Source organism: Corynebacterium sp. ES2715-CONJ3, assembly GCF_024814365.1.
GTDB lineage: Bacteria > Actinomycetota > Actinomycetes > Mycobacteriales > Mycobacteriaceae > Corynebacterium.
On sequence record NZ_JANUXS010000002.1, the window covers coordinates 207,215 to 219,452 of the forward strand.

Here is a 12,238-nt window from a genome sequence, read left to right on the forward strand (position 1 = left end):
TAAGCGATAGGGCGCATAAGGATCCTGCCCTTTCGTGTACTGCCAAGGCTTCTAGAGGGGTTATCGCGCTTATAGGACAGAGCGTTCTATAAGCGATGAGGAAAACGTCGATACCTACCCGTCCTAAGGAGACCGCCATGGCCCCGCCTCGTTTTAGTACCGTCGTCGCCCCTATCAGCCTTAGTGAGCGGAACGCCATTCCACCACTTCCCACTCAAGCACTAGTCCCTGACCCTGTTCCAGCGGCCACCAAGCCTAAACCCATGCCTGTGATGCGCATTGTTATGCCATTAGTAATGGTGCTTGCAATCGGCGCCATGGTTGCTCTCATGGTTATCAATGGCGGCACTCTCAACCCAATGATGCTCATTTTCCCCATCATGATGCTCATGGGCATGCTGATGATGTTTAGCCCACAACCAGGAGAAGACACAGATGAAATCCGCCGCAGGTATTTGCGTCATTTGAGCACCCTGCGTACCCAAGCGGCACACAATCACCAGGCCCAGCGGCTCAACGCCCTTCATGAGCATCCCGCACCAGTAGATCTGTGGAACCTTCTGGGCACTAACCGGATGTGGGAACGTAACGCTTATGACCCCGATGCATTAGCGCTACGTATAGGACTGGGGGAAACAACCCTAGCCACCCCCATCGAACTGGACGACCAAGGAAATATCGAGGATCTAGATCCGGTATGCGCAGTCAGCGTGCGGCATATGGTTAAAGCGCTCTCGGTAGTCCCCGATATGCCCATCGTGGTGCAGCTGCAGGCTTTTCGGGCGCTCGATATATCTGGCTCCCAAGCGCACGGGCTGCTCCGGGCCGTGGTGGCTCACCTCGTTACTTTCCACGGCCCGGATACGGTAGGGATTGAGCTTCACGGGGAGACCTTTCGCAGTTGGGCGAAATGGCTGCCGCATACTCATCCGGTGGCGGTGGAAAAAGCAGCTGAGAAAATTCTCATCCTCGATAATAAGGTGCCTGCCTCGAAGGTAAAGGAACTGGTTGCGGCTCGGACGTGGACCACAATTATCGCAGTGAATTCGCAGGATAAAACTCTCAAAAAGCTCGCCGACGATGATGGTTTGGTCCTCGAGGCACGAAGCAAAGATCTCGTTGCTCACACCGAGGCTGGCGCTGAAGCACTCGGGGTGGCTGACTATATGGGTCTGCGGGAAATGACTCAACTAGCTCGAAAACTCAGTGCCTATCGACGCCCCGATGCCGCAGGTAGTGGCGGTTCCCAAGACTTTTTGAGTTTGCTCGGTATTGAGGATATTTCTGCCGCAACGCTGGAGAAATTATGGCAACCGCGGGGAGCGCGGCGATTAGCGGTGCCCGTAGGCGTCGATGATGCGGGAGCGCCGTTGATTATTGATATCAAAGAATCAGCGCATGGTGGTATGGGCCCGCACGGATTATGCGTTGGCGCAACGGGTAGCGGTAAATCGGAGCTATTGCGCACCCTTGTTATTGCCCTAGCAGCCACTCACTCTCCAGCGGTTCTTAATTTTGTATTGGTGGACTTTAAAGGTGGTGCCACCTTCTTGGGTATGGATACCCTGCCGCATACCTCTGCGGTGATCACGAACCTAGCAGAAGAGTCCGTACTCGTGGAGCGGATGCACGACGCTATATCGGGGGAAATGAACAGGCGCCAAGAACTGCTGCGTACTGCAGGGAAATTCAGCAATGTTGATGAGTATAATGCAGCCTGCTTAAAAGACGATTCCCTAAAGCCTATCCCCGCATTAGTCATTGTGCTCGATGAGTTCTCCGAACTTCTTGGTCAGCATCCAGATTTCGCGGATCTTTTCGTTGCTGTTGGTAGGCTCGGTCGCTCCCTTCATATTCACCTCCTGCTAGCCTCGCAGCGGCTGGAAGAGGGGCGGCTACGAGGGCTTGATTCGCACCTTAGTTACCGGATTGGGCTGCGGACCTTCTCAGCGGCGGAATCGCGGCAAGTATTAGGGGTACCAGATGCCCACCATCTCCCAAGTAAACCGGGCGCGGGCTTTATGAAAACCGATGCCGATCGCCTAAAAAAATTCCAAGCCTCCTATATCTCAGGCCCATGGATGCGCCCCGACTATTCTCAGAATCTCGATCAACTCGATTGTCGTGGTGTTCGAATTTTTGATGGATGGGAGTACCCTCAGGAAGAAAAAGTTGAACTCCACGTGGCAGATCCGCGCGGCACTATAGTCGACGCCGTCATCGAAAGTGCCCAAGAAGTCGCACATAAATGCGATCTCTCCGCGCACCGCTTATGGCTGCCGCCCCTCCCCGAAGAACTGCCAATTGCCCAGGTAGCAGGCCCGCAACCGTTCTTGCATGCCGCTGTAGGCTTGATCGATCGCCCTTATCACCAGCGCCAAGACCCGTTCGTTATCGATTTCACCGGTTCCAAAGGGCACCTCGCCCTGGCTGGAGGTCCTCAAACCGGCAAAACCACAGCTTTACGCACAATCATTACCTCCCTTGCGGTCACCCACTCCACCAAACAGATTCGGTTCTATATTCTCGATCTGGCAGGTAAGGACCTTTCGGATATCACCCTAATTCCCCATTGTGCGGCCGTGGCCCACCGCGGTGACGTGGAGAAGATCAACCGGATCGTCGATGAAGTCTTAGGGTTTATCGATGCCCCAGCTCCAGAACATACCTTCCTCGTCATTGATGGTTGGCACACAGTAGGTAGTGATTACGAGAATCTTCTAGCCAAACTTGGCCGCATCGCTGCCGATGGACTTGCTGCCCGCGTGCATCTGGTCATCTCCACGGCGCGATGGACGGCATTGCGCCCGGCCATCAAAGATCTCATCGCCAATCGTTTGGAATTAAAAATCAGTGAAGCCTTAGATTCCGTCATCGATCGCAAAGCCCAATTAAGTACTCCCGACCTCCCCGGACGTGGGCTTAATACCGCAGCTGAGAGTATCCTTTTTGCGCGGTCTACTGCCCAAGATCTCGCGCATATTGCCTCCGTTACTAAGGATCAAGATCATGTGCGGGCCCTTCAAATGCTCCCTCAGCATTTATCGCTTGATTCACTCTTGGTACCGGCCACGGGTTCTCATGCTCGTACTACCGAGATCGTCCTCGGTATCGGTGGCGCCCGTCTTGAACCAATAACCTGGGATACCAACCGCAGTCTGCATGTACTCTGCTTCGGATCCCAAGCAAGCGGTAAATCCACAGCACTGGCCACAATCATGCGTGGTATATGCCAGTTGGGAGCAGAGAAAGCGCGCATCGTCCTCATCGATCACCGTCGTCATCACCTTGGCACCATTAAACAAGACATGCTTGCTGCCTACTGTGCAAGTAGCGCGAGCACGGAGCAAACAATCGCGGCAACGGTGGTGACTCTGAAATCTAGATTGCCCGAAGCCGATATCACTCCAGCAGAGTTGAAGGCTCGCTCATGGTGGCAAGGCCCGGACATCTATCTCGTCATCGATGACCTCGAAGTTGTTGCCGACTATCTGCTCCAACCACTCGTTGAATTGCTGCCCCACGCTCGCGATATCGGCCTGCACGTGATCATCGCTCGGAAGTCCGGTGGGGTAGTGCGCGCCCTCTACCAACCGTTGTTGAGTGAATTAAAGGACCAATCCCCTCTCTGTCTCATACTCGACGCGGACAAAGACGACGGTCCCATTCTCGGAATTAAACCTCGGGCGTTGATCCCAGGTCGAGCCACCATGGTGCTTCGCGGACATGATAGCGGATTAATTCATATCGCGGAGCCCGAACAGGAAACCGATAAGGAGCAATAATGGACGACGATGACGTATCTGGCGCCCCCACCCCACACCCACCAGACAGCGATCCGACGGTGGAGATTACCGTTACAGTCCTCGATACTGCCACCATCTTTGAAGGTCCAGATACAGTTTACCGCTACGATCTCACTGTCGGCGGAGTCATAGATGGTACCGCGACTAGTGCCATCATAGATCAACTGCGTGCTATCGCTGGGCAGTCGTGGCCCCATATCGCCGTGACGATCGATGCCCCGCGCCGAGTAGTTGATATGCTACGTGTGGCCCTGGATGAGACCGGAGTGCAAAAAAGCTCGCCACCACCGACATCTCCTGAGCGCTCCAATCCTTTGAATATTCCCACTGAGCGTGAAGTCAAGAGATCGAGTTCTCAGAGCCTCTGGCGGCCCAGTAGGAGGGCCCTTATGTGGAGTGGGCTGAGCATACTATCGGTCATCGCACTCCTGGGCCTGGGATCGCTAACAGCGTTTATCCTCCATAACTCACGCGCCCAGGCTCCCGACCTCCTTGCAGCAACTCCTACTAGCTCTGCGATGGAGACTTTATCTAAAGACCCGATGGCCGATCGTGGTGCAGCCGAAGAGGTAGAAGAGTCTTTTAGGAATCGAGAGAGAATTTTTGAATCTGATTTGCTGAATTCTGCCTTGATCTCGGTCGTATTGCCGCCAACTTTCACTATTGAGTTGCGTCGAGAAACTCCCGATATTCTCACCGCAACTGGTCAAGACGAGAATTTGCGTGTGCTCATAGCCGCCGATCCTCTTTACGATGCTGATCCTGAGTTTGTGCGCCAGGAATTGGAGCAAGAGGCAAGAGAAAACCCCACGTTCACCCTCCTGCCGCCTAGCCAACAACCGCGTCAGGGGGAGGTTCGCTATATAGAGGAACCGGGCGATGGATCTCATGCCCAGTGGGTGGTCTGGATTGAAGGCGATTTTATCTACTCGCTCGGCTGCCACTCCCGTTTCGATCTCAAGCTCTCCCAGCAGGCAGTGTGCGCTAAGGCTGCTGAAAGCCTGACAGCGCGGAAAAAAATGATGCACCCAAGGGAACCGTAGAGACCCTGCTGTAGTCCTATCTTTTGTAAGTGCTTAAAACCGCAAGCGATCTGGCTCGGTAACACTAAGCCTTTACCCCATGGGAACCACGTTGGAACCCCCACCACCCCAATCAATGGAGGATATATCGAATGAGTAATCTCTTTCGCACCGAATCAGACGTCATGGTCGCTACAGCCGGCCGCGTCGACGATACGAATAATGAAGTTCAATCCGAGCTCAACCGGCTCCGCGGAGTCGTTGACTCAGTACGCGGATCATGGTCGGGCACCGCTCAAGTAGCCTTCGACGGCTTAATGGAACGATGGAATACCTCGGCGCTTGAACTTCAAAAAGCGCTCAGCAGTATCAGTGACAATATCCGCTCCAATGCTCGAGCGTTTGAAAATGTCGAAGCCGATAACGCCCAATCACTACATAACGTTGGAGGCGGGCTCAACCTCTAAATGCTTAAGCCTCCCCACCACATAGCTTGCGCAGCTTAAATATTTCGCCCCGCGTTCAGCCATAGTAGCGGCACACTGCGTGCCTCACAGTAGAAATAAAACACCACGAAAACCTAGTGGTGTTGCGTTGTACCAAAACTTAATAGAGCACGATTGTTGAGCCTATTATATTCTTGCGACCTCTCAACCTATCGGGCTGCTCACTGGTTAGAAACCCCAATGATCCCCGCCTCGATCTAGACACGTATCTGTATCTGATTAGAGGTTGTTGTAGCTCTCTAACCACTGATAAAGCTCATACCTTAAAAGAGCCTGCGGTTTATGTTGTTTTCCTTCGACATATGGCAGCTGAAACCACCAGCAGAACATTACTTCCCATCACCTCACCGGCCTCTGCTTTTTCCAGCTCAGGCTTTCGATAACATCCTTAAGGGTAGTAGTGAACTCAACTCCATCTCATGTCACGATAGGTCACTGTTTCGAGGGCGATTTTTTTATATTGTCTCTCCAGTCGATGTCATATCAGCATCCTTGGACAAAGTTGCCGAGAAGGCGCTGGGAGTTAAGGGTTTCAATTCCGGTATATGAGCACCCCACGAGCTCAATCAACTACCAGAACTAGCCGCTTGTATATGACAGTGGAATCCGTCTGCCCTCGCAGATAGGGATCACCCACGAAGGATACTTTTTATGACAGTCGTGCTCTATGTCCTTAACCAAGTGGTTTTCTAGAGCGATTGTTCTAGGTCGTGCCACTTTTCGCACAGCTCATTCTCATTGAAGGAGAAAAAATAATGGATATGATTAAATACGGCTTCGGCGAAATCGAGGCGGCCTCAGGCGATATTCAGGCCACCTCAGCTCGCATCAATGCTTTACTCGATGCCTTGAAATCTCAGATACAGCCCATGGTTGCTAGCTGGGAAGGCGATTCGGCCGCGGCCTACCAGCACGCTCAGCTGCAATGGGACAAGGCTGCTGCCGAACTCAATACCGTGCTTGCTACCATCGCACAAACCGTACGTTCCGGTAATGATCGTATGGGTGAAGTTAATAAGCAAGCCGCAAGCTCCTGGTCCTAAAACCGCGATGTGTCAGTTACAGGGTAGAGGCCCTTAAAAAGTAATGCCAACGAAGATCTCTCCCGACAAACCCCTGATGATTGAGAGTGATCCTCTTAATAAGCGCGCGGAACCGATGACGATAGCTGTGGTAGGCCCAATCGAGGAGAATTCCGCCCAAGGGTCGAGCGTGAAGCTCTGAACCTGTTGCTGACCATCTCAATCCTGCACCAAAGCACAGGGCTCTATGGCCTTATGTATCGGTGCAGGATTTTGGCCAGGTGTGGAACGTCCGCTAGAATTGGTCCTCTGTGTGTCTTCTCGCCACTAAGACAAACGCCACGTAGCGTCAAATCTTGGAGCGGAAGAAAAAGCTTATATCACTGGGTCTCCACCGGCCGCCAGTGATGAGGGCTGGAATGAGGGTTGAAACTTTTACAGAATTAATGCGGTAGAAGGTGTCCGTTTTCCAGCTCTGGAGTTGCACATATTTTTGGCTGGCAGTTCTAGACAGACTTTAAAGGAGTCAATAAGTGTCTACTTATCACCCAAAGGGCGGTGACATTACCCGCAAGTGGTATGTTATCGACGCCACTGACGTGGTTCTGGGTCGCTTGGCTGTTACCGCAGCTGACCTACTCCGCGGCAAAGGCAAGCCTCAGTTCGCACCTAACGTTGACTGTGGTGACCATGTGATCATCATCAACGCTGACAAGGTACATATTTCTTCTAATAAGCGTGACCGCGAGTTCCGTTATCGCCACTCCGGTTACCCAGGTGGTCTGAAGACCATGACCCTGGGTCGCTCGTTGGAATTGCACCCGGAGCGCGTAGTCGAGGAATCGATTCAGGGCATGATGCCACATAACCGTCTTTCCCGCGCTTCCGTAAAGAAGCTTCACGTCTTCGCTGGCCCTGAGCACACGTACGCTGCTCAGAAGCCAGAGACCTTCGAGATTAAGCAGGTGGCACAGTGACCGATCAGAATCTAAACGACACCACAGCAGCCGACCTCGCCGCAGCTCAAGCAGCGACTGAGGAATTCACCACCACCATCGGAGAAGCCGTTGCTCCCGAAGCTGAGGCTGAAGTTGCTGTTCCCGTCTTGCACGAAGGCCCTATTCAGACCGTTGGTCGCCGTAAGCGCGCCATCGTCCGGGTTCGTATGCAAGTGGGATCCGGCCAGTTCATCTGCAACGGACGCACCCTGGAGGAGTATTTCCCCAATAAGCTGCACCAGCAGCTGATCAAGGCTCCACTGGCCTTGCTCGATCGCGATGGTCAGTTTGATATTCACGCCAACCTTGTTGGCGGTGGCCCCACCGGTCAGGCAGGCGCATTCCGCCTCGCCATCGCCCGTGCGCTCAATATCTACAACCCTGAGGATCGTGCAGCCCTGAAGAAGGCTGGCTTCCTCACCCGTGACGCTCGTGCTGTTGAGCGCAAGAAGGCTGGTCTGCACAAGGCCCGTCGTGCCCCTCAGTACTCCAAGCGTTAATATCTGCTCGATTTCAGTACAGATATACACAAGCCGCTCTTCTTTGGTCTCCAAAGAAGAGCGGCTTGTGCTCTATCGGAAACTTCGCCAACGTGGCCATATTTTTTGGGTTTAGAGACTAAAGAATCGAATCATCGCGGTTTTTAACTACGAACTTTCTATATTCACGACTATCCTGAGAGGGATTGCACAAACCTGGAAAGGGGTTATTTCACCTATGACTCGACTCTTCGGCACGGACGGTGTCCGCGGGCTCGCCAACGAATCACTGACCGCCCAGATGGCCTTGCGTTTAGGCCAAGCAGCAGCAGAAGTACTTACGTCTGAGCACCGCACCTCAAAACGTCGTCCCACCGCGGTGATCGGGCGCGACCCCCGGGTTTCGGGCGAGATGTTGGCTGCTGCTCTTGCTGCCGGCATGTCTAGCCGAGGAGTAGACGTTCTCCGGGTCGGTGTCTTACCAACACCTGCGGTGGCGTACCTCACCGGATTCTATGGAGCTGATATGGGTGTGATGATTTCGGCGTCCCATAACCCTATGCCGGATAATGGCATTAAATTCTTCTCCAAAGGAGGGCATAAACTCCCCGACGAGGTCGAAGATCTTATCGAGCGCACTATGGAGTCCCTGCCAGAATCTGGCCCGACTGGTCATGGTATTGGACGCGTGATCGAAGAAGCTGTCGATGCAAAAGAGCACTATTTAGCGCATCTAGCTGAAGCTATGCCACGGCGCCTCGATGGTCTCAAGGTGGTCGTCGACTGCGCCAATGGAGCCGCCTCAACGGTCACCCCGCACGCCTACCAGGCTGCCGGAGCCGAGGTCATCGCCATCTATGACCAGCCGAATTCCTATAATATTAACGATAATTGCGGCTCAACCCATATCGACAAAGTACAGGCTGCAGTGCTCGAACACGGTGCCGATTTAGGCCTAGCCCACGACGGCGACGCCGATCGATGCCTTGCCGTCGATGCCACGGGCGCCCTGGTGGACGGGGATAAGATCATGGCTATCCTAGCGCTGGCTATGAAAGAAGACGGCGAACTACGGAAATCTACTCTCGTAGCAACAGTCATGAGTAACCTCGGATTGAAGATAGCCATGGAGGATGCTGGTATCACCGTACGTACCACCCAAGTAGGCGATCGTTATGTTCTCGAAGATCTCAATGAGGGTAATTTTTCTCTCGGTGGCGAACAATCCGGCCATATTGTCATGCCCGATTACGGCACAACGGGGGATGGCACACTAACCGGTTTGGCTTTGATGAGCCGCATGGCGGAGCAATCGAAAAGCCTCGCTGAGCTCGCCCAAGTTATGACAACCCTGCCACAAGTCCTCATCAATGTGCCCGTGGCTAATAAGGCTGTCATCGCCGACCATCCCAAGGTCATTGCGGCTATCGCTGAAGCGGAAGCCGAGCTCGGGCGCACTGGTCGAGTTCTCCTCCGAGCCTCCGGTACGGAGGAGCTTTTCCGGGTGATGGTCGAAGCTGCCACGAAGGAAAGCGCCGGACGCATAGCCGGCCAACTTGCGACAGTGGTCGCCCAGGTCTCCTAAAACCGCTCGGATATGATAAAGCCGCATACGAAACTCGGGCTCGCGTGCACTTGGATGGACGCGTGGGGAAGCGAATAAAAAAATCTCTCACACAGGGAACCGCTCGTATATGAGAACAGTCTGATCTTCCAGCCAACAAATATTTCTTTTCGGCTGGGCGCTCAGTATATTCATCAGCGTATACGCGAGCCCAGCTCCTCTAAGGAAAGCGGGATAGTGAGTATATGCCTAGGGATCTACAACTCAGCATCGAGCTCAGAGACCTCATTCACCAGCGCGCGACCTCGGCTCACTCTGCTCTTGACTTACTGCCGGAAGCCCCCGTCGACGATGTGCTTCCGCACGCCCTGGGCGAGTACTTTATCCCCGAAATAGAAAAGCTTCGATCTCACTACCAAGAAGTCTGGCGGCGTCGGATAGCGGCACGTCGCACGGTTGCCGAGCAATTAGACGCCCTTTATGATCACACTTGTACCATCGTTGATGTTGATGAGACCATAGCCCGAGAACTGCGAGCTCATGATGAGTAGCTTTTATGTGCGCTTTATGGTCTCAGTCCACCAATTGATTGCGGCAAGCGATGGCAAAATCAATATTGCTCCCAATGTGCAGTCGCGTCTAGGTCTCAGCCTCGATTCGGCGGAGAGTTGGCAACCCGCAAGCGTTGTAGCTGCGGCAATACGCATCGCCCAACCTCTCAATTCTGGGATAGACCAGATAGATCATCACCTCAACACCGAACTGTGCGCGAGTGGCTTGACTACACACGCCCATCAACTCACAGCAGCTTATCGAGGCATATCCGCAGCAGACACCGCCGCGCAGCACATCAACGAGCACTCTCTGGCGGCTTTGCGCGCAGCAGATATCATCCACCAGCATGCAATCAATGGGATCGCCAGTGTGGTGGAGGATTTTGAAACTTTCAGCAGCTCCCTAGCAGATACCCTCAGTCGAACTGATCTAGCTCGCGAAGCGATCGACTACGCAAGCCTAGTCACTCAAGGCCGCGAAGCTATTGAGGCTAGTGCGCACGCGATTATTCGCATCTGCACTCTGCATGATAAAAAAGTGGGAGAAATCCTAGGCCACCTCTTAGAGAGCGTGGATACGGCTATGCACCCCGGAGGTGATGTGCCAGGCGCCATGGAAATATCTTCTTCCCAGCCCGACCCTCCGGTGGTCACCGATTCCAGCGGGGGACTTTTACTCTCAGCAGCAAATCTGGATTCACCGGTGGTGTCCCTCATGAATACAATCGGTGCCAATCTCCACCGCTCTATGGTGGCGGCTCAAGCCTTCTGCCAAGCGAGCCACACTATTATTGAGGTATTGGCAGATATGATAGAGCACTCGCTGCCAACTACAGACCAGGTAGTAGCAGCCACTCCAGTGGCTGCTAGTCCTTTAGAAGAAACGCTGGAGCTTAGTTCGCAGCACCAGACCCCACCAATGGCTGAACCGAGTTCACCTATCGAGGCCTCACCTCGAGCTACAGTCGACCCGGAGACCCCAATTACTATTCAGCCCGGCAACGCAGAGACGGTTTTTCAACCAGACAGCGAAGTCTCGGGGCTAGGCCGTGGGCTCCATAGCTCTGGATCTTGGTAGCTCGTATGGGTTATGACCGTTTTATTGCAGAATTCCAAGAAGAGAACTCTCGAGCAATGAGCGAATTTGAAAAACGTATGGTTCAAGCTGCAGCAGAGGTCGCCCGAATTCGGGCGCAGCACCAGCAAGAATTACCAGCGCACACCGAGCATGAAACAAAAAGCGCGCCCTCCCACCAAAGGGGTAAAGCGCGCAGTATCCTCAGGCCGGTGCGATTTTAAAATGGCATCTCAAGGCCGCGAGGTTCAGTTAAATCGGCACGTTCTTTTAATTCCGCAGCATCAAAGGTTCTCATACCTGTAGCCTCGGCATCCTTCTCTGTAAAACCTGAGAGCTTACGATCCTCATTGAGGGTGGCCAGCAGATAGCCCGTGATAAAACCGACGATATTCTCACGCCTCTTAGCCTCTTTCCCCAAACTAGAGAAGAGACGGAAGTGAGCATTTTCATGCAAAGTGGTGTGTGAAGCATCCTCCCACTCGCGGTAGAGACAGGAGTCCTTCCACGCTTGTGCCACAGCCGGGGCATTTCCGTAATCCAGACCCGGGTAATCGCCACTACCGATAACCAAACCAGAGGCTGGCACATGTGGCGCCGCCAATTCAGCAGCAGGGGATACTTGAGCGGGGTACGCTGCCACCACACTCTTCAAATCCTCATGACCAGTGGCTGCTAATACCGCCGCACCGGCTCCCATGCCATGACCGAAAAGACCCAAGCGCCCAGGAGCAACGGTAATATTTCCGGCCCCGAGACGAACGCCCACTAATACCTGGAGAGCGGTTTCCAAGTCGGCCGCGAAACCTTGGTGGTCAGGATTGATACCTGTTTCAGTATCGGGCGCAACCACCACGATTCCCCAGCTAGCAAGGTGCCTGAGGGTAGCATGGTAGTGGCGAGAGTTTTTCAGCCAGTCATGGCCAAAAGCGATGCCAGGTAGAGCTTCACCCTCGGCTGGGCTATAGACCTTGCCAGGTAAACCTGCATAAGAGAGATCTCCCACGAGTACGTGGTTCGGGCCTCTGCGGGAGTATTTTTTAATCTTTTTAGTTAAATTTACGCTCACGAAGTCAAGGGTAGTCGAAAATGCTCGCTGTGTTGGCATAGCGTGGTGATATATGCCCTCGATCACGAATTAAGCAAGGGTAGAAGAGGGGAATCTTCTGGGTACCGAGGTGCTGCTGCCATTAATATTCTGGCGCCCTAGCC

Annotated in this window: 12 protein-coding genes; 11 read left to right on the plus strand and 1 reads right to left on the minus strand. The window is 53.6% G+C overall.

What is annotated here, in order from left to right:
• Positions 1-137: 137 nt before the first annotated feature.
• The 11 genes from eccCa to NXT00_RS03220 all read left to right on the plus strand — a co-directional run bounded on the left by eccCa (position 138) and on the right by NXT00_RS03220 (position 11,250).
• A complete protein-coding gene (eccCa, locus tag NXT00_RS03170) occupies positions 138-3,785 on the plus strand; it encodes a type VII secretion protein EccCa (RefSeq protein WP_259158025.1) in 3,648 nt (1,215 codons plus the stop codon).
• Positions 3,785-4,849, plus strand: a complete 1,065-nt coding sequence (locus NXT00_RS03175; protein ID WP_259158027.1) for a type VII secretion-associated protein — start codon at positions 3,785-3,787, stop codon at positions 4,847-4,849. The genes eccCa and NXT00_RS03175 overlap by 1 nt, the downstream gene beginning before the upstream one ends.
• 131 nt (positions 4,850-4,980) lie before the next feature.
• Positions 4,981-5,295, plus strand: a complete 315-nt coding sequence (locus NXT00_RS03180) for a WXG100 family type VII secretion target (RefSeq protein ID WP_259077293.1) — start codon at positions 4,981-4,983, stop codon at positions 5,293-5,295.
• Positions 5,296-6,089: 794 nt separating this feature from the next.
• Positions 6,090-6,377, plus strand: coding sequence for a WXG100 family type VII secretion target (locus tag NXT00_RS03185; RefSeq protein ID WP_259077291.1), 288 nt, complete (start codon positions 6,090-6,092; stop codon positions 6,375-6,377).
• A 43-nt stretch (positions 6,378-6,420) separates the two neighbouring features.
• Entirely contained in the window at positions 6,421-6,558 is a 138-nt protein-coding gene (locus NXT00_RS03190) for a hypothetical protein (protein WP_259077289.1), read from the plus strand.
• A 331-nt stretch (positions 6,559-6,889) separates the two neighbouring features.
• Entirely contained in the window at positions 6,890-7,333 is a 444-nt protein-coding gene (rplM, locus tag NXT00_RS03195; RefSeq protein WP_259077288.1) for a 50S ribosomal protein L13, read from the plus strand.
• Positions 7,330-7,854, plus strand: a complete 525-nt coding sequence (gene rpsI / locus NXT00_RS03200; RefSeq protein ID WP_259158029.1) for a 30S ribosomal protein S9 — start codon at positions 7,330-7,332, stop codon at positions 7,852-7,854. The genes rplM and rpsI overlap by 4 nt, the downstream gene beginning before the upstream one ends.
• A gap of 217 nt (positions 7,855-8,071) precedes the next feature.
• Positions 8,072-9,418: a phosphoglucosamine mutase gene (gene glmM, locus NXT00_RS03205; protein WP_259158031.1), complete on the plus strand. Its 1,347-nt coding sequence runs from the start codon at positions 8,072-8,074 to the stop codon at positions 9,416-9,418.
• Positions 9,419-9,642: 224 nt separating this feature from the next.
• The gene (locus NXT00_RS03210; RefSeq protein ID WP_259077282.1) at positions 9,643-9,948 is read left to right on the plus strand and encodes a hypothetical protein; all 306 of its coding nucleotides are present in this window, start codon (positions 9,643-9,645) and stop codon (positions 9,946-9,948) included.
• Positions 9,938-11,029, plus strand: a complete 1,092-nt coding sequence (locus tag NXT00_RS03215; protein WP_259077281.1) for a hypothetical protein — start codon at positions 9,938-9,940, stop codon at positions 11,027-11,029. The genes NXT00_RS03210 and NXT00_RS03215 overlap by 11 nt, the downstream gene beginning before the upstream one ends.
• Positions 11,030-11,085: 56 nt before the next feature.
• Entirely contained in the window at positions 11,086-11,250 is a 165-nt protein-coding gene (locus tag NXT00_RS03220) for a hypothetical protein (RefSeq protein WP_259077280.1), read from the plus strand.
• Here NXT00_RS03220 and NXT00_RS03225 read toward each other — a convergent pair.
• Positions 11,247-12,095, minus strand: a complete 849-nt coding sequence (locus tag NXT00_RS03225; RefSeq protein WP_259158033.1) for a dienelactone hydrolase family protein — start codon at positions 12,093-12,095, stop codon at positions 11,247-11,249. The two genes, NXT00_RS03220 and NXT00_RS03225, sit on opposite strands and share 4 nt — an antisense overlap.
• Between the last annotated feature and the right edge of the window lie 143 nt (positions 12,096-12,238).

What these genes read in the sequence shown, in the direction of transcription:
- eccCa (WP_259158025.1), top strand. Translation starts at nt 138, where the DNA reads ATGGCCCCGCCTCGTTTTAGTACCGTCGTCGCCCCTATCAGCCTTAGT.
- NXT00_RS03175 (WP_259158027.1), top strand. Translation starts at nt 3,785, where the DNA reads ATGGACGACGATGACGTATCTGGCGCCCCCACCCCACACCCACCAGAC.
- NXT00_RS03180 (WP_259077293.1), top strand. Translation starts at nt 4,981, where the DNA reads ATGAGTAATCTCTTTCGCACCGAATCAGACGTCATGGTCGCTACAGCC.
- NXT00_RS03185 (WP_259077291.1), top strand. Translation starts at nt 6,090, where the DNA reads ATGGATATGATTAAATACGGCTTCGGCGAAATCGAGGCGGCCTCAGGC.
- NXT00_RS03190 (WP_259077289.1), top strand. Translation starts at nt 6,421, where the DNA reads ATGCCAACGAAGATCTCTCCCGACAAACCCCTGATGATTGAGAGTGAT.
- glmM (WP_259158031.1), top strand. Translation starts at nt 8,072, where the DNA reads ATGACTCGACTCTTCGGCACGGACGGTGTCCGCGGGCTCGCCAACGAA.
- NXT00_RS03210 (WP_259077282.1), top strand. Translation starts at nt 9,643, where the DNA reads ATGCCTAGGGATCTACAACTCAGCATCGAGCTCAGAGACCTCATTCAC.
- NXT00_RS03215 (WP_259077281.1), top strand. Translation starts at nt 9,938, where the DNA reads ATGATGAGTAGCTTTTATGTGCGCTTTATGGTCTCAGTCCACCAATTG.
- NXT00_RS03220 (WP_259077280.1), top strand. Translation starts at nt 11,086, where the DNA reads ATGAGCGAATTTGAAAAACGTATGGTTCAAGCTGCAGCAGAGGTCGCC.